This is a genomic window from Effusibacillus consociatus, assembly GCF_042652925.1.
In the GTDB taxonomy this organism is placed as follows: Bacteria; Bacillota; Bacilli; order Tumebacillales; family Effusibacillaceae; genus Effusibacillus; species Effusibacillus consociatus.
In genome coordinates this window covers 1,295-22,403 of record NZ_JBHSHC010000057.1, presented here as the reverse complement: position 1 = coordinate 22,403, position 21,109 = coordinate 1,295, and the positions used below count along the sequence as shown (strand labels likewise).

The window sequence follows — 21,109 nt, the reverse complement described above, 5'->3', positions numbered from 1 at the left end:
TTTTCTTGAATTATCATGTTTTTGTAGAAATGTTTCTAAAATATTGATATACTGTATCACGGAACCCAAATGGTAGGTCGAAAGTAATGTCTGAGTGCATCGGGGAGTTCCTTTTGCCAGAATCCCCATGTATGGATACCCGGTTTCTCGATGTAGGTATAACGGGCGTTCTTCTCGGCCAAGATGTCACGTGTTTGCCGGTTCATTTCGACAAAATCGAGCGGCCCGAAATCTGTTTCAACAGCCGTTTCCTGCTCACCAATCAACAGATAGAGATCGATTGGAGGAAATGGTTCGGTCTCCCGAATTCGTTTTTGCAGGGGTTCATAGAAAGCCCCGGACAAGCTGATCACTCCTTGAAACAATTCCGGTTTGTCCAAAGCGATATCGAGTGACACAGTACCGCCTAGGGAGTCACCGGCCAGTACACGCTGGAGACCGGAATTCGGAACCCGATACCTGCTTTCAATGAAAGGGATCAGTTCCTCCAGGAAAAACGAACGGTAAGCTTGGTTTCGGGAACCTAACGAACCGTACTCAGAAGTTCGATGCTGCCGATTCACGTCGACACCCACGATAATGAAAGGTTCCAGATTTTCCTCAAGAATCAGTTGCTGCGCCAAAGTCGCAATTCGCCCGTACATAAAAAAGTCCTGTCCGTCCTGTGTATAAAGTACAGGATAGGAGAGCAGCTCATTATAGCCGGGCGGAAGGAAAATGCGGACATCCATGGCACGTCCGAGATGTGTGCTGTTGAGGGAATCTCCAATTACTTTTCTTTTGTGTATGTCTGTCATAGTCCCACTCTCCTTCGAGAAAATTGAACATTGTCGAATAATTGGCTATATGTACGGCAAGCTAGTGTTAGCATTTGCCATCGGAATTCGCATATATCCAATTTTCAATATTGGAACAAGAGGTGATTCTAAATGAGTACCGGATTGATTGAGGTAGCAAATTCGGAAAAATTTACCCCGCTCCAGATTATCTCACCAGACGGAAAAGTCAAGAACCAAAAATTGATGCCGAACCTGACAGATGAGCAGCTTCGGGAACTGATGCGCCGAATGGTCTTCACTCGCGTTTGGGACCAACGGGCAATCAGCTTGAACCGACAAGGCCGTCTTGGCTTCTATGCTCCGGTTGCAGGTCAGGAAGCAACCATGATCGGCAGCCAGTTCGCTTTGCAAAAAGAAGATTTTATCCTGCCAAGCTATCGGGATATCCCGCAGGCCGTTTGGCACGGATGGCCTCTCTACCAAGCTTTCCTGTATTCCCGTGGACACCAGCACGGCGGCCAGTTCCCGGAAGGTGTCAATGTTCTGATGCCGCAGATCATTATCGGGGCCCAAATCGTTCAAACAGCCGGTGTTGCAATGGGCTTCAAACTGCGCGGCAAGAAGAATGTGGCCATTACCTTTATCGGTGACGGAGGTACCTCGCAGGGCGATTTCTATGAGGGAATCAACTTTGCGGGTGCGTATAACGTGCCGGCGATTTTTATCATCCAAAACAACCGGTATGCGATCTCGACTCCGATCGAAAAGCAAACAAAAGCTCAAACGCTTGCTCATAAAGGGGTTTCAGCAGGTATCACCAGCGTTCAAGTGGACGGAATGGATATTCTTGCTGTGTACAAGGCTGTGTCCGATGCTGCTGAGCGTGGCCGCAACGGGGAAGGACCTACATTGATCGAATCCCTTACCTATCGTTACGGACCGCACACAATGGCCGGTGACGATCCGACCCGTTACCGCACCGGTGAAGAGGCCAACGAATGGGAACAAAAAGATCCGCTGATTCGCTTCCGTAAGTATCTGGAAGGCAAAGGTCTCTGGACGCAAGCGGACGAAGATGCTGTAATTGAAGAAGCAAAAAATGCAGTTGCGGATGCAATTAAGAAAGCGGATGAATATCCGAAGATGAAAGTGCCGGATTTGATTGACAGTGTGTTTGAAACCACACCGCCTCATATGGAAGAACAGAAACAGGAATTTCTGGCCAAGGAGGGGAAGTAATCCATGGCTCAAATGACCATGATTCAAGCGATTACTGATGCTATGCGCGTTGAGCTTCAGCGCGATTCGAACGTTCTGGTGTTTGGTGAAGACGTTGGGAAAAACGGAGGGGTATTCCGGGCTACTGACGGTCTTCAGAAAGAGTTTGGCGAAGACCGTGTATTTGATACCCCGCTTGCGGAGTCGGGGATCGGCGGATTGGCAGTCGGTCTCGCACTGCAAGGATTCCGGCCGGTAGCTGAAATTCAATTTTTCGGATTCGTTTTTGAAGTGTTCGATGAAATTGCGGCACAAGCGGCACGCATGCGCTTCCGTTCCGGCGGACGCTATTCCAGCCCGATCGTGTTTCGTTCGCCGTTTGGCGGCGGTGTGAAAACCCCGGAACTTCATGCAGACAGTCTGGAAGGGTTAATGGCCCAAACTCCCGGCGTTAAGGTTATCATTCCATCCAATCCTTATGATGCAAAAGGTCTGTTGATCTCGGCGATCCGTGACAATGACCCGGTTATTTTCCTTGAGCATATGAAGTTATACCGTTCCTTCCGCGGTGAAGTTCCGGAAGGCGAATATACCGTTCCGATCGGCAAGGCAAACGTAGTGCAAGAGGGCACAGACGCTACCATTATTACTTACGGGGCCATGGTGCACACTTCATTGAAAGCGGCAGCCGAAGCGGAGAAAGCCCGCGGGGCAAAAATTGAAGTCATCGATCTGCGGACCGTAGCACCGCTTGATATTGATACGATTCTCGCTTCCGTGCAAAAGACGAAACGTGCGGTCGTGGTTCAGGAAGCACCGCGCAATTCCGGAGTCGCGGCAGAAGTTGTGGCTCAGTTGATGGAAAAAGGGGTATTGCATCTTGAGGCTCCTGTCCTGCGTGTGACATCACCGGAGACTCCTTATCCGTTCGCTCAAATCGAAGATGAGTGGCTCCCTGACCCTGCTCGTGTCTTAAAAGCGATCAACGAAGTTCTTGATTTCTAAAAGTGAAGGAGGTCAGACAGGTGAGTGTACAACAAATGAGCACGTTTGAATTTAAGCTTCCCGATATTGGAGAAGGAATTCACGAAGGTGAAATTGTAAAGTGGCATATCAAGCCTGGGGATACAGTGGAAGAAGACCAGGCGATCCTCGAAGTGCAAAACGATAAAGCGGTAGTTGAAATTCCAAGTCCTGTAAAAGGCAAGGTTCTGGAAATCAAAGTTCCGGAAGGAACCGTTACAACTGTTGGAACCACCCTGGTAACCTTTGAAGTGGAGGGTACCGTTCCGCCGCAGGCTGTACATGGTCATGCAGAAGCTCCTGCTGCGGAACCTGCGGCGGCAGCACCCGCTCCTGCTCAGCCGGATCCGGCCGCACCAGCAGCTGCTGCTGCACAGCAACCGGCTGCAGTTGCACCTACTGCTGCCCCCGGAACTGCTCTTGCGCCGGTAAACCGTGATGTTCTGGCTATGCCGAGCGTTCGCAAGTTTGCTCGTGAGCAAGGTGTGGATATCAACACTGTACAGGGTACCGGTCCGAACGGTCGCATTACGAAAGACGATGTCCTGCGGGCGAAGACCGGAGAAGCTGTACAACAGGCTGCACCGGTTGAAGCTGCGGAGGCCAATGCTGAGGCGGTTCAGGCAGCTGAGGCTCCTGCTGCTCAAGCTGCTGCCGATCAGCCTGCCGGACAGCCTAAGGGTCCTGTAACCGGTGTGGTTGAAGAGCGAGTGCCGCTTCGCGGTATTCGCAAGGTGATCGCAAACGCGATGGCGAAGTCGGTCTACACGGCGCCTCATGTAACAATCATGGACGAAGTGAATGTTGCAAAGCTGGTTGAGCTCCGTTCCGATCTCAAGCCGGCTGCCGAGAAAAAAGGAACCAAGCTCACCTATTTGCCTTTCGTTGTCAAAGCGGTTGTCAGCGGATTGCGTCAATTCCCTTCGCTCAACGCGTCAATTGATGACGAGAAGAGCGAAATCGTGTACAAATACAGCTACCATATCGGAATTGCAACCGATACGGACAACGGCTTGATCGTTCCGGTAGTGTTTGATGCCGATCGCAAGAGCATGTGGACGATTGCCAACGAAATCCGCGATCTGGCGGGCCGTGGACGTGAGGGCAAACTTGCACCGAACGAATTGAAGGGCAGTACTTTCTCGATTACGAATATCGGATCTGCAGGCGGTATGTTCTTCACTCCGGTCATCAATTATCCGGAAGTGGCGATTCTCGGCACCGGACGGATCACTGAAAAGCCGGTCGTGGCAAACGGTGAAATTCAAGTAGCACCCGTTATGGCATTGTCTTTGAGCTTTGACCATCGCCTGATTGACGGAGCTACCGCTCAAAACTTTATGAATCACATCAAACAGCTGCTGGAAGATCCGCAGATGATGTTGATGGAGGTCTAAAAACATGGTAGTAGGAGAATTCAGTACTGAAATTGATGTGCTTGTCTTGGGTGCCGGACCGGGTGGTTACGTTGCTGCGATCCGGGCTGCTCAGCTCGGCAAGAAGGTTATGATTGTGGATCGTGCAGAGCTTGGCGGGGTATGTCTCAACCGTGGATGTATCCCGAGCAAGGCTTTGATCTCAGCTGCACACCGGTATGAAGAGGCATCCCACTCGGATGATATGGGGATTTCGGCAGAAGGTGTAAAAGTTGACTTTTCCAAGGTGCAAGCTTGGAAACAAGGTGTTGTGAACAAGTTAACCGGCGGTGTCGGTGCTTTATTGAAAGGAAACGGCGTGGAAGTGATACAAGGGGAAGCGCTGTTCGTTTCAGAAAGTGAAGTTCGGATTTACCAAGGGAATGAGTTTAACCGTTACAAGTTCAATCACTGCATCATTGCAACGGGATCTCGTCCGATCGAATTGAGAGCATTCCCGTTTGGCGGACGCATCGTGTCCTCGACCGAAGCACTGAACCTCCCTGAGATTCCGAAGAGCATGGTCGTCATTGGCGGCGGCTATATCGGAATTGAATTGGGCCAAACGTTCGCCAAGTTCGGGACGAAGGTGACTGTTATCGAGGGTGCCGATCAGATACTGCCCCTTTTTGAAAATGAGATTGTCCGTTGGGTGCAGCGCAAGATGAAAAAAGACGGCGTAGAAGTCTACACCAAAGCAAAGGCGCTTTCAGCAACCCAAACGGATGACAGTGTAATCGTGAAGTATGAAGTTGGCGGCGAAGAGAAGGAAATCACGGCCGACTACCTGCTTGTTACGGTGGGACGTGTTCCGAACACGGACGAATTGGGACTCGAGCAGATTGGACTTAAGAAAGATGAGCACGGGTATATCCTTGTGGATCATCAGTGCAAGACCAACATTGAGAACGTATATGCAATCGGCGACGTGGTTGCGGGACCGGCTTTGGCTCACAAAGCATCCTACGAAGGGAAAGTCGCTGCGGAAGTACTCGCGGGACATCCAAGCGTGGTGGACTACAAGTGCATTCCGGCAATCGTATTCTGCGATCCGGAAATTGCGAGCGTAGGACTGAGCGAAACGGAAGCGAAAGAAAAGGGTTACACGGTAGCGACCGGGAAATTCAATTATGCTGCGAACGGACGCGCTCTGTCGCTCAATGCGAACGAAGGATTTGTGAAAGTTGTGGCGGACAAAGAAAGCGGAGTGGTTCTCGGCGGACAGATCGTAGGACCCGGTGCACCTGATCTGATTGCGGAAATCGGTCTTGCAATCGAGATGGGCGCGACACTGGAAGATATCGCCCTTACGATTCATGCGCATCCGACCCTTGGCGAAATGGTAATGGAAGCAGCCGAGAATGCGCTCGGTCATGGAGTTCACACGATTACAAAATAAAATTGAGAGGGTCAGCCAGTTCACACTGGTTGGCCATTTTTTTTCGAAGTGAAAGTAGATTCTATTAGGTTTTCACGTCGCCTTCGGGACTCGAGATGGTATAACGGTTTTTCGCGGTCTTATTCCGCTATTCTGATAGTTTATTTTCAGAATAAGGGAAAATAAGACCCTGGAAATCCATTAACACTGAACCCGTCTATTATTTTGCGGTCCCAATCCCGGTTTTTCTGCGTATGTTTTTGGTCCATCAGGAAAACTTAAAACAGACACTGATACGGAAGGTGGGGGATCGATGGTGGAACAGGAACAATATGCGGATCAAGGCTACAACTCGCAAGCATTGCTGAGAGCTGCAGGGGTTCTCGGCCAAGAGGGAGCCAAAGATGTGAACCGCATGACCAAGGACGATGACAATCCGGAAGGGGCTCTGATGACAACGTATGTTCAGGTCATGGATTCCTATCGCGAGGGGACCATTGACGCAACAATCGAAAATTCACAGAATGGTGTCAATGAAATACCGCGTACCGGGTATGATCTATAAAAGTGTTCAGGCCACACTGTTCAGCGTGTGGCTTTTTTTCCAAGAATCCTTGAGGCGAATAAGGCTTCCTTTAAGACTCTCAACATCTTTTTCAATTTGGGAAAGCTTTCGCAATACGGGGACCCTGATTTCTTAACGACAGATAGTGAAGAACAGGTGGACACTTCCCAACATAGAAAAGCAGGCTCCCGATCGTGCTAAACCGGGAATAGCCTGCTTGTTAGTTTTTGTATCCGTTTACAAAAGGGAAGGGTTAAGCGATTCCAACTTCCGACTCTTTCATCCTGTAAAGCTCGCTCATTGTTTTTCCCCGTGCTCGCTCAAGCACTTCCAAACGTACGCCTAGCTGCTTCAGTGCATAGTTAATAAATTCATCAGCATCGACTCCAAAAGGAGGGGTTTCATAGTGTGCATAGTTATCCTCGATAAGTCCCATTGCCAGCGGCATCAGTTCGGACATTCTCTGAGACACGAAATCAAACAAATCCCCGTCCTGGCTAATCAGCCGCTGGAGAAGGAATGTACCATATCCGATATGGCGGGATTCATCCCTCTTGGTGTGTTCGAGTCCTGCCAGCAATCCGGGCAGAATATTATTTCTGGCACATGATTGCTGGAATCCGTAGTAACCTGTTTCCGCCAGGACACCTTCTACAAACATGTTATAGGTCACGGATGCATTTGCAATTGCTTCAGGTGAAGTATCCGTTCGCAAACGCTTCATAGCGGTAGGAAGTTCGATAGAGAAAATCCGGTTGTAGTTTTCTGATGTGTTCGGTGCAAGTTCCTCTGTATGTCCGACAGAATCAAAGAAAAGACGGAAAAATTCCACGTGCTTGGCCTCTTCAAAAAGGAATGTAGTCAGATACATCTCTTCCTCAAGGTGACCTTGCTCCGCGATAGCCATAACGAGTGGAAGCAAATCCACGGTGACAGCTTCCTCCCCCGCTTGAAATTGGGAGAGTACCAGTAAGATAAAGTGGCGCTCATCTGCGGAAAACCGCTTCCAGTCTTCTTTATCCTTCGAAAAGTCAATCGCTAACGGATCCCATTGACCGAACATTTTAGCTTTTTGGTACAGACGAAACGGAAGAGAGTTGGTATCCAGCCCGGTAGTCGATTGGTATTGTCGATTCATATGTTTGCCTCCCTAAAATATTTTTTGTGTATCCACAGGGTAACGAAAAAGAAAGTCGATTCCTACCCCGAAAAAAAACGGGGATACGCTCAATGGATAATCCCCATACGCATGGCAATGGCAACAGCTTCCGTTCGATTCCTCGCGTTTAGCTTCTCAACGGCGGATGTTAGGTAATCGCGAACCGTATAGTCGCTCAATCCGAGATCGGCTGCGATTTCCTTTGTACTTTCACCAAGCGCGGCGAGTTGAATTACCTCAATCTCACGAGGGCTTAGAGGTCGATCGACTCTCCATGAAAAATGGCTCCCGATTTCGGTTGTATGTTGGTGAATAATGCCCCCGATATGAGTACCAAACTGCATGCAAGCTTGAAGGACTTCTCCGGAAGGCTCAAAGAAATCGCCGCCGTGGTCAAGTAGGGCAGCTCCGATAAATTGATTGTTTGCCGTTAATGGTACAACAACAAGGGAGGTAAGGCCGAATTGGTCCACATACCGCTCAGGCAGGCCATTGGATCCGGACACTTCCGGCATAAAGGCAGGCATAACAGTGGCTAGTATAAGGGGAGCAAAGGGGATATTGCTCCATGGCTCACTGATTTGCTTGATTAAGTCATTCTTTAAATTGTGTCCGACAACACCGTGAAAGGTTTGCTGTTTCTGTGAATAGGCAAACAATGCTACACGTTTAAAGTCTAGGAGTTCAGCGAATAAGTCTGCCGTTGTTTGAAGAACTTCAGATTTTCGGGTACTCAAGATATTCTTGTAGAATTTGGATGTTTTTTCATAGAGGAAATGTTCATCTGATAATCTTTTAAGGTGATTATTTGAATGAAAAATGAATTGCAATCTATGTAGAAATTCTTGAAGGTGGTGCAGTGGAGCTATGGATGTGAGAGACATGGTTTTTAACCAGATTTCATATTCTGAGGTGCAAGGCAACACGATTGCTTCTGTTGGGGAAGTTGCAATTTCGTTCGATTTCTCAAAAAAATAAGGAGTGTTTCCCATAGCATTTAGAAGCGTAAAGCTCTGGCCTGTACGCTTTACCAGAGCCATCCAGTCAATTTCATCGGGAAGCGAGAAAGACTGAAATGCGGAAGCAAGTGCTGCTGAAAGGGATGGAATTAACATAAACGTCCCTCCGTTTCATAATGGTAACATTATTATCTATCATCGTAAAATTACAACTATTTTGACAACTATAATCTCACCCTAATTATTCCCTTTCTTATAAGAGATTTCAAGTCAAGCCCTTACGGATTCAGGTTTTCTCTTACTGACCTTAGCCGTAAAAGAGGAATCCCCCAAATTTACGGGATAGACCATAAAGGTGAGTAATGACAGAATGTATAAAGAAAGCGCTTTAATTTTCGGATGAAGGGGGAGATTGCATTGAAAGCAGCGGTTTTATTTGAATATGAACAGCCAGTCCAAACAGTGGATGTAGAGCTTATGGATCCTAAGCCGGGTGAGGTTTTAATTAAAATTGCCGCCGCAGGTGTATGCCACAGTGATCTGCATGTAATCAAGGCGGATCTTCCATTACCGGTTCCTATTATTCTGGGGCATGAAGGGGCGGGAGTAGTAGAAGCGGTAGGGGAAGGCGTAACCCGTGTGCAACCAGGGGATCATGTTGTATTATCCTGGGTGCCTGAATGTGGCGAATGCTATTTCTGCAAGATTAGCCGTTATGATATGTGTGATACAGCTGCTGCTTTAGCGATTAGCGGAGCGCAGCGGGACGGCACGACCCGATTCAGTTTGAATGGAGAGGATGTACATCAGTTCAGCATGACGGGAACTTTTGCTGAATATACAACTGTCCCTCAAGAAAGCGCGATTCCGATTCGCAAAGACGTTCCACTAGAGCTGGCAGCCCTCGTCGGATGCGGGGTAATGACCGGAGTAGGTGCTGTAATTAACACGGCAAAAGTTCGACCCGGGAGTAGTGTCGTGGTGATCGGCGCGGGTGGAGTTGGACTCAATGTGATTCAAGGAGCTGCACTCGCAGGTGCGGAAAAAATTATTGCGGTTGATCTGGTGGACGGAAAACTGAGTCTAGCCAGAACGTTTGGGGCGACTCATACTATTAACGCAAAAGAAAAGGACGTTGTCATGAGCGTGCTTGATTATACGGATCAGCTAGGTGCCGAATATGCCTTTGAAGTCATCGGCCGACCGGAAACGATAGCACAGGCATACAACTGTCTCCGAAAAACGGGAACGGCGGTTGTCGTCGGAGTAGCTCCTCCCAATGCAGAGGTATCCATTAATGCCTTTTCTATTCCCTCACAGGCTAAAACCTTAACTGGAACCTGGTATGGACAGGCAAACCCGCGGGTGGATTTACCCAGGCTTCTGGACTTGTACAAGGCGGGTAAACTGAAGCTTGATGAGCTGATGTCAAAGTCATATGATTTATCCCAAATCAACGAGGCGTTTCAAGATATGGTAGATGGGAAGGTAGCAAGAGGAATAATAAAATTTTAATCCAGGGAGGAAATGATATGCCGTACTTTAAGGATTCTGAAGAGTTGTACAACGTGTTAGGAGAATATTTTAGATCGATTATGGATACTGAGCCGGCAAAAGTAATTAATCAGGTAGGTGGACCGGTACAGTATATATACAATAATCCGGATGGAAAAGTGACTATGGTTCCGGAGAGTGGGAATGGGGAGGCAAATCTGATTTTAGGAGAGACGGATGTTCAGCCCCTTCTAACTTTTAAAATGAATGCCGATGTGGGCCATCGGTTCTGGCTTGGGAAGGTTGATCTGACACAGGCTCTCGCTCGTCAGCAAATGCAGGCCGTGGGACCATTGTCGAAAGCGCTTAAGGTAGTGCCTGCACTTCAGCCACTCTATGGAATGTACAGAGATTATCTTGTGCAAATCAATAGGGAAGATTTACTGGAGGACTAGCAGAATGATTGAGACTAACACTTCAAATTTTCGGAATAGTCTTTTTGTTAATGGGAAGTGGGTAGACGCTGCTTCAGGAAAAACTTTTCCTGTTATCAATCCGGCAAACGGCGAAACCATTACCGAAGTGGCTTTTTGCGAGAGCGAGGATGTAGAACATGCTGTTAAAGCAGCGAATGATGCATTTAAAGAACGGCGCTGGCTGGCAATGACTGTCCTTGAGAGAGGAAGGATCCTCTCAAGGGTGGCACAGTTAATTCGTGAATCTCAGCACAAACTGGCTGAGCTTATATCACTGGAAAACGGAATGCCGATTAATACAGCTATGTTTATGGAAGTCCCGCTGGCCGCTGATACATTTGATTACTTTGCCGGCCTCACATCCCGCGAAAGCGGGCAGACTCTTCCTTTTAATATGACAGGAGGGCCCCAGGATTATCTAACACTCACATTAAAAGAGCCGATTGGCGTTGCAGGCCTCATTACTCCGTGGAACTTTCCGCTTTTGATGCCTGCATGGAAAATCGCCCCAGCGTTGGCTGCCGGATGTTCAATTGTATTGAAGCCGGCTCCGCAAACACCTTTAACCGCTCTTAAACTGGCCGAAATTATCCATGATGCAGGTGTTCCTGAAGGTGTCGTAAATGTGATACCAGGAGGGGATGAAGCAGGGAAGGCTCTGGTAAGCCATCCCGATGTACCTAAAATCGCGTTCACTGGTGAGACTGCAACCGGCCGTCATATAATGGCTTCTGCCGCTCAGCATATTAAGCGTGTAACACTGGAATTAGGCGGAAAGTCACCAAATATCGTTTTTGCGGATACGGATCTTGAAGAGGCTGTCTCCGGAGCGATGTTCGGAATTTTCTTAAATTCCGGTCAGGTTTGCCAGGCCGGAACGCGCGTCTTCGTGCAGAGTCAGATTTATGATTCATTCCTAACACGTTTGGCACAACGTGCTACCGAATTAAAATGTGGACCTGGGACGGATTTTACTACAGATATTGGCCCTGTCATCAGTAGTGAGCAGCTGGAGAAAATAGAGAAATATATTCAAGTCGGGCAGGAGCAGGGGGCCCGTCTCATGACCGGCGGGAGAAAACCGGAAGGGCTGAGCAAAGGGTATTTTATTGAACCCACTGTTTTTGCAGACGTAACCACTAATATGGTTATAGCAAAGGAGGAGATTTTTGGTCCGGTTGTATGCGTCATTCCTTTCGATACGGAAGAAGAAGTAATACAGATGGCGAATGATACAATTTACGGACTTGCTGCCGCCGTTTGGACAAAAGATATAAAGCGTGCCCTCCGTACTGTGAAACAGATTCGATCAGGAACCATTTGGGTTAACACCTATCAGGTTTTAACACCTACGGCTCCTTTTGGAGGATTTAAACAGAGCGGATTGGGACGAGAACTCGGTTCGCAGGCGCTTGACGCTTATCTGGAGACGAAATCCGTGGTGATCGATGTTAACGAATCGCCGATGACATACTTCTAAAATCCCGATCGCAAGCGGGATAAGAACGATGAGGTGAAAAGCGAATGTATGGGTTACAGGAACAAAAGCCTGCAATAAGAACATCGCTGGACAAGAAGGAGAAAGAAAGGTCGAAAATCACGAAGGCCTCAAGATTTCGCACGATTGTCTCTGTGCTTGGAAAGCATGGGCTTCTTCATCTGTTTGGATCCCGTACAAATATGCGTGAGGTCGGGAAAAGAATGCGGATGGCTTTTGAAGAACTGGGGCCTACGTTTATCAAGCTTGGGCAGGTACTGGTTACAAGGCAAGAGCTTCTTCCTCCCGAAATTACCGAAGAACTGAGCACCCTGCTTGATGAGGTTCCTCCCATTGCTTTTCAGCATATTCAAGCGATTTTATCTGAGGAATTGCCTGCAGGGATTGCAACCTTCGAATGGATTGATCCTGAACCATTAGGCTCTGCGTCTCTTGCCCAGGTATACCGAGCGAAATTGAGAGGAGGGAAAGAGTGCGCGGTAAAGGTGGTGCGCCCGAACGTAGATCGATTATTTCAAACGGACATTGCGGTTATCAGGAAGCTGGTGAAACTCGTACAGCAGATTCTTCCCCGTTCGCTCCAAGCCTCTGTAAATTTACCTGATCTGATTAATGATTACTACAGCAGTTCTTTGAGTGAACTGAATATGGAGAACGAAGCTTCTGCGATGGAGGATCACAGGAAGGTAGCAGAAGAGTTCGAGACATTGCATATTCCTGAAGTCTATCTTGTAACGAAAAAAGTATTGGTACAAGAGTTTGTTGACGGATGGTCGCTCAAGGAATTTCCGGTCGATTTTTTCTCTTTTGAAGAGCGCTTGCTTCGCATGACTGATTTAGCCCACTATTATATTAAAACGTTCTTAAACGGGTATTACCATGGCGACCCGCATGGCTCCAACATTCTAGTTGATAAGAACACCAAGAAGTGTGTACTGATTGATTTCGGAATGACTGGACGGATGGACTCCCTACATACAGAAGCGCTGTTTCGGATGCTTATGCACATTCGGGTGAACCAGGCAGAGGATGCTGTAGAGTGCGTCATGGACGTTCTTGATCAGACAATCTACACAGATCCTGTAAAACTTAAAGACCAGATGCGCTCCATGATGATTCAATACGTGAACAGCAATCAGGCATCCATTTACAACTGGGGAAATTTAACGATGTCGATTATAACAATCGGAATGAAGAATTACTGTAAAATTCCCAGCGGTCTTGCCCTTTGGGCGAAGGGGTTCTCAGCTGCGGAAGGAACAGCGCGTTGGCTGTGCCCGGAGATCAGCTTCCACAGTGTTGTAGAAACAGCCGATGTCAACATTATCAAAAACTGGACCTCACGTCGTTTCAACTATCGCCCAAATGCGAGTTTACTGACAGAAACATATAAGCTGCTGGGAACCTTCCCTCGAAGAATGAACAAAATTCTTGAACGCCTGGCCTGGAATCATATGAAATTTACTGTAGAAACCAAAATTAGCGACAGCTCGATTGATGTAGTCAATAAAATGGTGAACCGCATTTCCCTCACTGGGCTGGCAGGCGCTTTTTTCATTGGAGGAAGCATCCTGCAAGCTTTTGCGGTAGGTAGAGTCTCGAGCACGCTTGTCCCTTTTTTCGCGGACGCTGCATTAGTCGTTTCGGGAGTCATAACAGTGTATTTGCTTTGGAGAATTCTTCGTTCCAAACGGGCTTGATTTCCAACGTAAGGAGAGATGAAACATGACAGCGGACAAGAAAATGACGATGGAAGAGCGGATCCAAGCGTTTTATAAACAGAGCGGAGGACCAGGAAATCCTGATATCGAGCGAATCCTGGAGCAGCATCTTCTTAATGGAAAAGATCATGGTGTGAAGGGGAAGAAAGAAACCATAATGGATGCTTTGTGTGATGCTTTTATAGAAGATAAATCAACTTCGCTTATTATTGACTGGCTAGCTGACAATAAAATCCAACGTATGTCAAAACAGTACCAGGAAGAAGAGCGGTATAGTCGGATCGGAAAAGAGATCGGACAGGGATTGAGAGAAGGGATAGAACTTCTACATAATAAGCGAATGGATGATTTGGAGGTTGAGGTGGCGAGGTTGAGAGAGATGCTGGTCAGGTTAACAAACTTGCTTGAACGGCACATTGGAGCAGTAAGGAACAACCATTTGTACAGAGAGCTGCGGGATGGTGCGACGCAGTCAGTGGACTCCTGAAACTCGCCCGGGAGTGGTACCGCGGTGGTTCCTGACCTATCGTCTCTTGAGGAGAGGGTGGGTCAGTTTTTTTATTTATCCAACAAAATGGAGGGAATTCGATGAGCAAACGAATTACGATCTTTGACACTACTTTGAGGGACGGGAATCAATCCCTCCGAAATCTATGAAACTTCACGCCTGGCGAGCCGGTTACGGTATACGAGGCAATTTCCTTAATGATTACGTTTGGGATGTTGGTGATCGCAGTACTGTCGTTCCAGAAAAGAAAATAGACCGCTCTTGAGTAGGTAGCTCAGCGGTCTATTCCAACGAGTTATCGAGCCGGCCCTCTTGAAGGGCTGTCAAAGAAAGATTCCTCTACTCGACGCCCCTTCTTCTGTGAAGGTGCTTCGATAGAAGCTTTATTTATTATGCTACTCATTTTCTATCTCTATGTTACCACAAAATATCCGAATGTAAAATTCCAAAGCATCACGATCCCGTACTCTGATAGTGCCGAATCCCCCATCGCCATACGAAGTATGCAAGGATACATAGGATCAGGGCGACTGCAGGAGATGCATAGGCAAGGATCGGGTAGCCGCCCGCTTTATCCCATTTCCCAAGCAATAAGAGGCTTGGATAGTAGTTCATAAATGCGAACGGTAAAACAAATGTGACAATTGCTTTTACCCCACGCCCGAACATATCAAGCGGGTACTGCTGAACCAGATTGAAGCTGAACTGGGTGGCCGCCTGGACTATGGCGCGGGACCGGGTGGTCTTGAATGCAATGGTGGACAGCATCAGGACCAGGGAAACTTCAACCGCCGTGGAGGCAGGCACGATCAATGCAAACCACCCAAACATCCCCAGCGACCAGTTCAGTCCAAGGTTCTGGTAGGCAAGGGTTAACATGGTGGAAGATAAAATCAGATCCCCCACTCCGAGATAATGGACTTCCCGCCCGAGAAACTGAACCAGCGGCGAGGCGGGACGGGTCAAGAAGCTGTCAAACGTTCCCTGGACGATATAATCGTCAAGCATCGAGACCTGACGGAAGAAAATCGCCCGGAAGCTGTGCCCCAACAGCCACAAGTTATAGAGAAACACGATCTCCCAGAATGTCCATCCGTTCAGGTTCTCAAAGCGCTGCAGCAGCACCCAAGTGGTTCCAAGGGTGGCTCCGTTCAAGACGAATACCCCCAGGATTCCCATCAGAAAATCGGCCCGGTACTGCATTCGCGAGATAATCGATGCCCGAATCATACTGCCATAAACGCGGAGCGAGTGCATCTCTATCCCCCCTGTACCACGAGCTGACGGTGAATGCGGCTCCATGCCAGCCGAACAAATGCATAGAGAATCACAGTCCAAATGGCTTGCTGGAGAACCGCTTGCCAGACTTCAGCGCCAGTCAGCTTGTTGATGTAAATCGAAAGCGGTGTATAAAAGATCGATTGGAACGGCAAATACAAAATGATTTTCTGCATCCAGTCGGGATAGAGCCAAATTGGAATCAATTGCCCGGACAGAAACCGCATCATGGCCCAATAGGTAAAGAAAAAACCCACTAGATCGAGAGTTTTGAACGAGATCAAACCAAACAGAAAATTGCAAAAGAACAGAATCAACCAGGAAAAAACGAGGCTCAATAAAAACCAGCCAAGCTGCCCGATGCCGGCCGGAAGCGTCAAATCAAACAACAGGTAAGACGCAATAAGCGGAGGCATCACATAAAAGACTGTACGAGCCATCGTTTCCCCGGAAAACCGCAGGATCATGTGAAGCGGAAAATCAAGCGGCCGGAGCAGATCGCTTGTGATCATTCCCGACTTGATCTGCGCAGACAGATATTGATGCGGACCCATGTCCGTTGTCAGAATCATATTCAGGATCATGCCAATCACGGCATAGGTGATCATGGCCTCCAGGCTGATGGTGCCGAAAATGGGCGGGGCCTGGTTGTGCAACACCTTCCAGAGCGTCATTACCACAAAGATCTGCACAAACAGAGCAAACATTTCCGACCAGAAGTTCACTCTGTAAGCGGACAGATTCAGAAAGCCCTGCCGGCTAAATATCCAGAAGAGCGGCATGCGAATCCCCCTTCTTCCGTTGAAGTCCGGACTCATAAATTTGTCTGACTACCGATTCGATTTCCGGCTCCTCCACGGACAGATCGCGAATCCGGTGCGTTCGGGCCAATTCCAGCATGAGCTGGGAGGCGGAGATTTTTTCTTTGTCATACGAAAGCCATATGCGTGTACCTTCTTCCCTTACAAGGCGTGTATGCAAAAGATCGAGGCCGACAGGATCGAACCCGTCTTCCAATTCGATTACCAGAGTCCGCTCACCGCCAAAGCTATTTTTCAACTGATCTATTGATCCGTCGTAGAGGATCTGGCCGTCATCAATAATCATGACACGGCTGCACAGCTTCTCAATGTCGGTCATGTCATGGGTGGTCAAAAGGACGGTTACCTTCCGGTCCTTGTTGATTTCCCGGATGAAGGTGCGGAGTTTTTCTTTTGCCAAGACATCGACACCGATCGTCGGTTCATCCAGAAACAAAATTTCGGGATCGTGCAGCAGGGCGGCAGCGAGATCCGCACGCATCCGTTGGCCAAGTGACAGCTGGCGCACGGGAGTATTTTCAAATTCATGCAGATCCAGCAGTTCGCGGAACATGTCAAGATTCCGGTTATAGATCTCATTCGGAATCCGGTAGATTGTTTTTAGAACCCGGTAGCTTTCGATTGCCGGGATGTCCCACCAGAGTTGGGTTTTCTGGCCGAAGACGACTCCGATATTTGCAGCATGCTCCTTCCGCTGCTTGAACGGCACAAGACCGGCCACCCGTATATCTCCGGAAGTGGGTACGAGGATCCCGGTGAGCATTTTGATGGAGGTCGATTTTCCCGCACCGTTCGGCCCGATGTAGCCCACCAGTTCCCCTTTCCCAATTGAAAAGCTGATATTGTTTACGGCTGTATGAACCGAGTAATTTGTGTTCCACAAGTTCCGGATCGAGGCGAAAGGCCCCTTTTTCGGAATTAATCGTTTGAACTCTTTGCGGAGTTCGTTCACTTCAATAATTGGCATGTTGTACCACCTTCTCTTGGAGCTCAATAAATAGATTCTACCACAGGAAAGGGAGCGGCGGATGAAAGAAAGGAGAACGGGGAACAATCCGAATGACCCGTATAGGAATCCTTGTTAAAGGGGGCCACACGATGGGGGACTTGTATTTTCATGTTGGCGGCACAATCACGGGACACGATCTGAAACGGCTGCAGCGGGTTTTGTCGGAAATTGACAACAATGAAAAACTCACCATCGTAATGGAGGCATCTGACTCGATTCAGGCGGATGCGTTGTTTGGTCTGCTGGAGCGACAGGGATTTAGTCATTATGCGAAGGGCGGTCACCACGACGGTTATACTGTCATCGCACGACGACAGCATTAACCCTATACGGGAGCCCGGCATCACTGAGGTGCCGGGCAGTATTTTACCCACGAAAGTGACGAGAAGCTTCGAAGCGTAATCCGAGTACTTCCGTGGGGACCCGAAAAGACAGTAGGAGTGCCGAATGGGAACCCAAAGATCTAGATTTTCAGTTTCTCGACTGCTGACGGATCGGGTGTCACGTACAACGTTTTCTGGGCTTCGTATAATACCATGCCCGGTTTTGCACCGTTTGGTTTCCAGACATTTTTGATCAGTGTGTAATCGACCGGAACCTGGCTTGATTCCCGGGCTTTCGAGAAATAGGCAGCCAACTGGGCCGCTTCCAACAGAGTAGTTTCCGGTACATCCTTGGCCCGAATCACCACATGAGAACCGGGGATGTCTTTTGTATGAAGCCACGTATCGGCCGAATGTGCCATTTTCATCGTCAGGTAATCGTTTTGTTTGTTGTTTTTTCCCACGTAGATATCGATTCCATCGCTTGAACGGAAGCGTTCCGGCTGGCTGGCCGCTTGTTTTTTCTTCTGGCCGCCGGGTTTCCTGGTTGCTTTCAGGATTCCTTCCTGCTCCAGTTCCTCGCGAATTTCCTCCAAGTCCTGCAGGCCGGCAGTAGAGAGCATTTGGAGGACGCCCTCAAGATACGTGATCTGCTCGGTTGTTTGCTGGATTTGTTCCTCGAGAATGGGGATCGATTTTTTGACTTTGTTGTATTTCTTGAAATAGGCCTGAGCGTTCTCCAAGGGAGAGAGTTGAGGATCCAGCGGAATCACAACTTCCGGCATCTCCTCTTCATAAAAATTGGTCACTCGCGCTTCCGTTTGCCCTTTTTCCAATTGATAAAGGCTAGCGGTGATCAATTCTCCCCAAACTCTGTACTTGTCCGCTTCCGCCGCTTCCTGGATGGATTCTTTAAACTTGGCGATTTTATTGCGGTCTTTCTCCAATTCGGAGACGAGGATTCGCTCGATATCGCCCGCTTTTTGCCGGACGGTATCCCGCCACGATTTTTCCTCAAAAAACTGCTCCATGCAAGCGGAAATACTCTCCCATTCCTGCACCGTTCCCGCTAAATGTGACAGCTTGATTGCGGAAAATGCCTTGGGTTTGCCTTCCTGGTCGATGACCACAGTTGGTAAGTAGTGATGCTGTCGCAACGATTCTACGAAGTTGTTGAAGACGTCCCATTCGTTGTCTGCTAGGTGAGAAGGGGCCAATGGAGGCTCCTGCAATCGGTGGACCAATTCGCGGCCGATCAAGGGCGAGATTCCGCTGTAGTTGTTGACCAGGAATTTCTCAAAAGGGCTTTCGTCGGGCTGCCGTTTCGCAAAGAAACCGGATGTCGTCTCCTCAAACGGGGAGATTTTTTCCTGTTCCGGGGGTGCCACATAGGTACGACCCGGTAGGACTTCCCGGTGACGACTTGTTCCGAAATTTACATGAACGATTCCGTCCAGTATACGCTTTGTCTGTGGGTCAAGCAGGATGATATTGGAGTGGCGGCCCATGATTTCCACTACCAGCTGCTTCTCGCTGACATCTCCCAATTCGTCTCTGTTCTCAACGTTGAATAAGAGAATCCGCTCGTTTCCGACCTGTTCAATCTTTGTGATCCGACCGCCTTCGAAGTGCTTGCGCAGAAGCATGCAGAACATCGGCGGTTCAGTCGGATTTTGACCTTTGTAACGTTCCGTTAAATAGACTCGCGGAAACGTAGGGTTGGCGGAAAGCAGCAAACGGTAATTCCGCCCTTGGTTCCGTACTGTCAGAAGAAGATCACGGGGCAGCGGCTGATAGATTTTGTCCACGCGACCACCCAGAATTGTTTCATTCAGTTCATGTGTTACTGCGCGGAGAACGATTCCATCAAACGCCATAGTCCACACCTCCTATAAGTCACTCCAAAGTATACGGGGAGGCGGGGAGTTCGTCAAACGGGTGGAGAGGAACCTGGCTTTTTTTTATTTGTGTTTTGGAGATCCTAAATGACAATTAGAAGAGGTTTCCATTGAAATCAAATTTGGAGGGAACTTATGAAGCATTGGTTTGTTGGTTGGCTGGAGAAGTGTGCGCAACAATTCCGTTCTGAAGCAGAACACTACCGTAGTGCTTTTGAGAGATATACGCATGAAAGGACAAACTTGGAGTTGTCTGTTGAAGACCCTCACTATTTCTTAACTCTTGCAGCTCGTAAAGAGGAAAACGCAGAACGACTTGAAAACTGGGCTGAGCTCGCCGAAGAAGGGATTAAGACTTCAAATATTGTTTCGGGGCTTTAGAGAAAAGTTGACCACCCCCTCACCTCTTTCTAAGACTCTCGGAATTAAATTTCCCTTGCTGGCTCTAGTCTCTTGACTAGGGCCATTTATTGTTTCACCCCCAAAACAGGAGTGCGAACAAATTTTCCTCTTGACTTTTTCAAATCACCCCAACAATCGCGATGGAGGCATCTAATTGCCTACTACTAGACGGTTTGGTGATGTTCATGATTCCTGTTGCTCGTTCTCATGAAGCCTACCTGCAGTTCGTTGTTGAACAACTTGATGTAGAGTACAACAATCCCGCATCCAAGGAACTCCTGCAAAAGTTCTTCGCTGATTTGATTTTCTGGGTCACTTCGATCAATCTGTCCCAGACCGCTTCTTTGCTCAAAGATCGCTATTCCTCCAAGACGAAAGGAAGGAAACCCCGTGATCCAGCCGATTTGCTTCGCAGTACTCTCTTGATGACTAAGCTTCAGATGAGTGTAGATGAGTGGGTTTGTTCGCTTCGTACGATGCCGATTTACGCCATTCTCAGCGGTTTTTCTCCGGATTCCACTCCGGGTGTCGGAACGTTCTACGATTTCTTCAATCGGCTGTGGCTCGCGGCTTCTCCGCATCTCACCAAGCGGATCAAGCGAAAACTCAAAAAACCCAGAAAGAAAGGCAAGAAAAATGAGAAGCAAGAGCCAAGAAACCCCAAGATCACGGAAAAATTGGTCGCTCGTGCCCTGCGTTCCGACAAAATTCACTACTCTCCGAAAGCCCACGACCTGCTTCAACAACTGTTTCAAACCTTGTTTGTGCTTCCGTCTGCCGCCAAAGGGTTGCTGGGCAACACCTCTTCCTTTCGCGTCATCGGAGATGGCTCCCCCGTTGAAACGGGAGCGCGGGCGTACGGAAAATTCCTTTGCGACTGCCGGAAAAAAGGCAATTGGAAATGTTCCTGTGAGCGCCAGTTCTCGGATCCCGATGCCGATTGGGGCTGGGACAGCTACCGTGAGAAATATTACTACGGTCGAACCCTCTACATGTTTTGTGCTGCGGACAGTCCCTGCGATCTGCCGGTCTATCCGCGACTGTTTCGCGCCAGCCGGCATGACTCCGTGTCCTGGATTTGCGGATACCGGGAACTTCGTCACTGGTTTCCGGATTGGAAAGTGGGAGAGGCGATCTTGGACTCGGCCCACGACGCCCTCCCGATCTATACCCTGCTGGAACACG

General features: G+C 48.6%; 20 protein-coding genes and 1 pseudogene. 14 read left to right on the top strand and 7 right to left on the bottom strand.

What is annotated here, in order from left to right; translation table 11 throughout:
- Positions 1-56 precede the first annotated feature (56 nt).
- The gene (locus ACFO8Q_RS08520; RefSeq protein ID WP_380025346.1) at positions 57-797 is read right to left on the bottom strand and encodes an alpha/beta hydrolase; all 741 of its coding nucleotides are present in this window, start codon (positions 795-797) and stop codon (positions 57-59) included.
- Between the two features lie 132 nt (positions 798-929).
- On the opposite strand from ACFO8Q_RS08520, the gene pdhA reads away from it, so the two are divergent.
- From pdhA to ACFO8Q_RS08495, 5 genes are all read left to right on the top strand, one after another.
- Positions 930-2,018 carry a pyruvate dehydrogenase (acetyl-transferring) E1 component subunit alpha gene (pdhA, locus tag ACFO8Q_RS08515; RefSeq protein WP_380025345.1) on the top strand — a complete coding sequence of 363 codons (1,089 nt, stop codon included), beginning with the start codon at positions 930-932 and terminating at the stop codon, positions 2,016-2,018.
- Between the two features lie 3 nt (positions 2,019-2,021).
- On the top strand, positions 2,022-3,002 hold the full coding sequence (locus tag ACFO8Q_RS08510; protein ID WP_380025344.1) for an alpha-ketoacid dehydrogenase subunit beta: 981 nt from the start codon (positions 2,022-2,024) through the stop codon (positions 3,000-3,002).
- A gap of 35 nt (positions 3,003-3,037) precedes the next feature.
- Positions 3,038-4,417 carry a dihydrolipoamide acetyltransferase family protein gene (locus tag ACFO8Q_RS08505; RefSeq protein WP_380025356.1) on the top strand — a complete coding sequence of 460 codons (1,380 nt, stop codon included), beginning with the start codon at positions 3,038-3,040 and terminating at the stop codon, positions 4,415-4,417.
- Between the two features lie 4 nt (positions 4,418-4,421).
- Positions 4,422-5,834 (top strand): dihydrolipoyl dehydrogenase, encoded by a 1,413-nt coding sequence (gene lpdA, locus ACFO8Q_RS08500; RefSeq protein WP_380025343.1) that lies wholly within the window; start codon positions 4,422-4,424, stop codon positions 5,832-5,834.
- A 292-nt stretch (positions 5,835-6,126) separates the two neighbouring features.
- Entirely contained in the window at positions 6,127-6,378 is a 252-nt protein-coding gene (locus tag ACFO8Q_RS08495) for a hypothetical protein (protein ID WP_380025342.1), read from the top strand.
- Between the two features lie 253 nt (positions 6,379-6,631).
- Here the strand turns inward: ACFO8Q_RS08495 and ACFO8Q_RS08490 are convergent, their stop codons facing one another.
- On the bottom strand, positions 6,632-7,516 hold the full coding sequence (locus ACFO8Q_RS08490; protein WP_380025341.1) for a R2-like ligand-binding oxidase: 885 nt from the start codon (positions 7,514-7,516) through the stop codon (positions 6,632-6,634).
- A gap of 89 nt (positions 7,517-7,605) precedes the next feature.
- Positions 7,606-8,652 carry a LuxR C-terminal-related transcriptional regulator gene (locus ACFO8Q_RS08485; RefSeq protein ID WP_380025340.1) on the bottom strand — a complete coding sequence of 349 codons (1,047 nt, stop codon included), beginning with the start codon at positions 8,650-8,652 and terminating at the stop codon, positions 7,606-7,608.
- A gap of 261 nt (positions 8,653-8,913) precedes the next feature.
- On the opposite strand from ACFO8Q_RS08485, the gene ACFO8Q_RS08480 reads away from it, so the two are divergent.
- The 6 genes and pseudogenes from ACFO8Q_RS08480 to ACFO8Q_RS08455 all read left to right on the top strand — a co-directional run.
- A complete protein-coding gene (locus tag ACFO8Q_RS08480) occupies positions 8,914-10,011 on the top strand; it encodes a Zn-dependent alcohol dehydrogenase (RefSeq protein ID WP_380025339.1) in 1,098 nt (365 codons plus the stop codon).
- 17 nt (positions 10,012-10,028) lie between these two features.
- Entirely contained in the window at positions 10,029-10,445 is a 417-nt protein-coding gene (locus ACFO8Q_RS08475) for a hypothetical protein (RefSeq protein WP_380025338.1), read from the top strand.
- Positions 10,446-10,449: 4 nt separating this feature from the next.
- Positions 10,450-11,946, top strand: a complete 1,497-nt coding sequence (locus tag ACFO8Q_RS08470; protein WP_380025337.1) for an aldehyde dehydrogenase family protein — start codon at positions 10,450-10,452, stop codon at positions 11,944-11,946.
- A 44-nt stretch (positions 11,947-11,990) separates the two neighbouring features.
- A complete protein-coding gene (locus tag ACFO8Q_RS08465) occupies positions 11,991-13,664 on the top strand; it encodes an ABC1 kinase family protein (protein WP_380025336.1) in 1,674 nt (557 codons plus the stop codon).
- 25 nt (positions 13,665-13,689) lie between these two features.
- Positions 13,690-14,172: a hypothetical protein gene (locus ACFO8Q_RS08460; protein ID WP_380025335.1), complete on the top strand. Its 483-nt coding sequence runs from the start codon at positions 13,690-13,692 to the stop codon at positions 14,170-14,172.
- A 200-nt stretch (positions 14,173-14,372) separates the two neighbouring features.
- Positions 14,373-14,447: pseudogene (locus ACFO8Q_RS08455) on the top strand (putative holin-like toxin); the annotation flags it as partial.
- Between the two features lie 199 nt (positions 14,448-14,646).
- Here the strand turns inward: ACFO8Q_RS08455 and ACFO8Q_RS08450 are convergent.
- The 3 genes from ACFO8Q_RS08450 to ACFO8Q_RS08440 are packed head-to-tail and all read right to left on the bottom strand — an operon-like array spanning position 14,647 to position 17,259.
- The gene (locus tag ACFO8Q_RS08450; protein WP_380025334.1) at positions 14,647-15,450 is read right to left on the bottom strand and encodes an ABC transporter permease; all 804 of its coding nucleotides are present in this window, start codon (positions 15,448-15,450) and stop codon (positions 14,647-14,649) included.
- Between the two features lie 2 nt (positions 15,451-15,452).
- Positions 15,453-16,253: an ABC transporter permease gene (locus ACFO8Q_RS08445; RefSeq protein WP_380025333.1), complete on the bottom strand. Its 801-nt coding sequence runs from the start codon at positions 16,251-16,253 to the stop codon at positions 15,453-15,455.
- Positions 16,231-17,259 carry an ABC transporter ATP-binding protein gene (locus tag ACFO8Q_RS08440; protein ID WP_380025332.1) on the bottom strand — a complete coding sequence of 343 codons (1,029 nt, stop codon included), beginning with the start codon at positions 17,257-17,259 and terminating at the stop codon, positions 16,231-16,233. The genes ACFO8Q_RS08445 and ACFO8Q_RS08440 overlap by 23 nt, the downstream gene beginning before the upstream one ends.
- Positions 17,260-17,390: 131 nt before the next feature.
- Here ACFO8Q_RS08440 and ACFO8Q_RS08435 point away from each other — a divergent pair, with 131 nt between their 5' ends.
- Entirely contained in the window at positions 17,391-17,624 is a 234-nt protein-coding gene (locus ACFO8Q_RS08435; RefSeq protein ID WP_380025331.1) for a hypothetical protein, read from the top strand.
- Between the two features lie 140 nt (positions 17,625-17,764).
- Here the strand turns inward: ACFO8Q_RS08435 and ACFO8Q_RS08430 are convergent, their stop codons facing one another.
- Positions 17,765-19,501, bottom strand: a complete 1,737-nt coding sequence (locus tag ACFO8Q_RS08430; RefSeq protein ID WP_380025330.1) for an Rqc2 family fibronectin-binding protein — start codon at positions 19,499-19,501, stop codon at positions 17,765-17,767.
- 156 nt (positions 19,502-19,657) lie between these two features.
- Between ACFO8Q_RS08430 and ACFO8Q_RS08425 the strand changes: the two genes are divergently transcribed.
- Both ACFO8Q_RS08425 and ACFO8Q_RS08420 read left to right on the top strand, forming a co-directional pair.
- On the top strand, positions 19,658-19,903 hold the full coding sequence (locus ACFO8Q_RS08425) for a hypothetical protein (RefSeq protein ID WP_380025329.1): 246 nt from the start codon (positions 19,658-19,660) through the stop codon (positions 19,901-19,903).
- 206 nt (positions 19,904-20,109) lie between these two features.
- Positions 20,110-21,109, top strand: a 1,000-nt coding sequence (locus tag ACFO8Q_RS08420) for a DDE transposase (RefSeq protein WP_380025328.1), incomplete at its 3' end; no start/stop codon positions are given.

What these genes read in the sequence shown, in the direction of transcription:
- ACFO8Q_RS08520 (WP_380025346.1), bottom strand. Translation starts at nt 797, where the DNA reads ATGACAGACATACACAAAAGAAAAGTAATTGGAGATTCCCTCAACAGC.
- pdhA (WP_380025345.1), top strand. Translation starts at nt 930, where the DNA reads ATGAGTACCGGATTGATTGAGGTAGCAAATTCGGAAAAATTTACCCCG.
- ACFO8Q_RS08510 (WP_380025344.1), top strand. Translation starts at nt 2,022, where the DNA reads ATGGCTCAAATGACCATGATTCAAGCGATTACTGATGCTATGCGCGTT.
- ACFO8Q_RS08505 (WP_380025356.1), top strand. Translation starts at nt 3,038, where the DNA reads ATGAGCACGTTTGAATTTAAGCTTCCCGATATTGGAGAAGGAATTCAC.
- lpdA (WP_380025343.1), top strand. Translation starts at nt 4,422, where the DNA reads ATGGTAGTAGGAGAATTCAGTACTGAAATTGATGTGCTTGTCTTGGGT.
- ACFO8Q_RS08495 (WP_380025342.1), top strand. Translation starts at nt 6,127, where the DNA reads ATGGTGGAACAGGAACAATATGCGGATCAAGGCTACAACTCGCAAGCA.
- ACFO8Q_RS08490 (WP_380025341.1), bottom strand. Translation starts at nt 7,516, where the DNA reads ATGAATCGACAATACCAATCGACTACCGGGCTGGATACCAACTCTCTT.
- ACFO8Q_RS08485 (WP_380025340.1), bottom strand. Translation starts at nt 8,652, where the DNA reads ATGTTAATTCCATCCCTTTCAGCAGCACTTGCTTCCGCATTTCAGTCT.
- ACFO8Q_RS08475 (WP_380025338.1), top strand. Translation starts at nt 10,029, where the DNA reads ATGCCGTACTTTAAGGATTCTGAAGAGTTGTACAACGTGTTAGGAGAA.
- ACFO8Q_RS08470 (WP_380025337.1), top strand. Translation starts at nt 10,450, where the DNA reads ATGATTGAGACTAACACTTCAAATTTTCGGAATAGTCTTTTTGTTAAT.
- ACFO8Q_RS08465 (WP_380025336.1), top strand. Translation starts at nt 11,991, where the DNA reads ATGTATGGGTTACAGGAACAAAAGCCTGCAATAAGAACATCGCTGGAC.
- ACFO8Q_RS08460 (WP_380025335.1), top strand. Translation starts at nt 13,690, where the DNA reads ATGACAGCGGACAAGAAAATGACGATGGAAGAGCGGATCCAAGCGTTT.
- ACFO8Q_RS08450 (WP_380025334.1), bottom strand. Translation starts at nt 15,450, where the DNA reads ATGCACTCGCTCCGCGTTTATGGCAGTATGATTCGGGCATCGATTATC.
- ACFO8Q_RS08445 (WP_380025333.1), bottom strand. Translation starts at nt 16,253, where the DNA reads ATGCCGCTCTTCTGGATATTTAGCCGGCAGGGCTTTCTGAATCTGTCC.
- ACFO8Q_RS08440 (WP_380025332.1), bottom strand. Translation starts at nt 17,259, where the DNA reads ATGCCAATTATTGAAGTGAACGAACTCCGCAAAGAGTTCAAACGATTA.
- ACFO8Q_RS08435 (WP_380025331.1), top strand. Translation starts at nt 17,391, where the DNA reads ATGGGGGACTTGTATTTTCATGTTGGCGGCACAATCACGGGACACGAT.
- ACFO8Q_RS08430 (WP_380025330.1), bottom strand. Translation starts at nt 19,501, where the DNA reads ATGGCGTTTGATGGAATCGTTCTCCGCGCAGTAACACATGAACTGAAT.
- ACFO8Q_RS08425 (WP_380025329.1), top strand. Translation starts at nt 19,658, where the DNA reads ATGAAGCATTGGTTTGTTGGTTGGCTGGAGAAGTGTGCGCAACAATTC.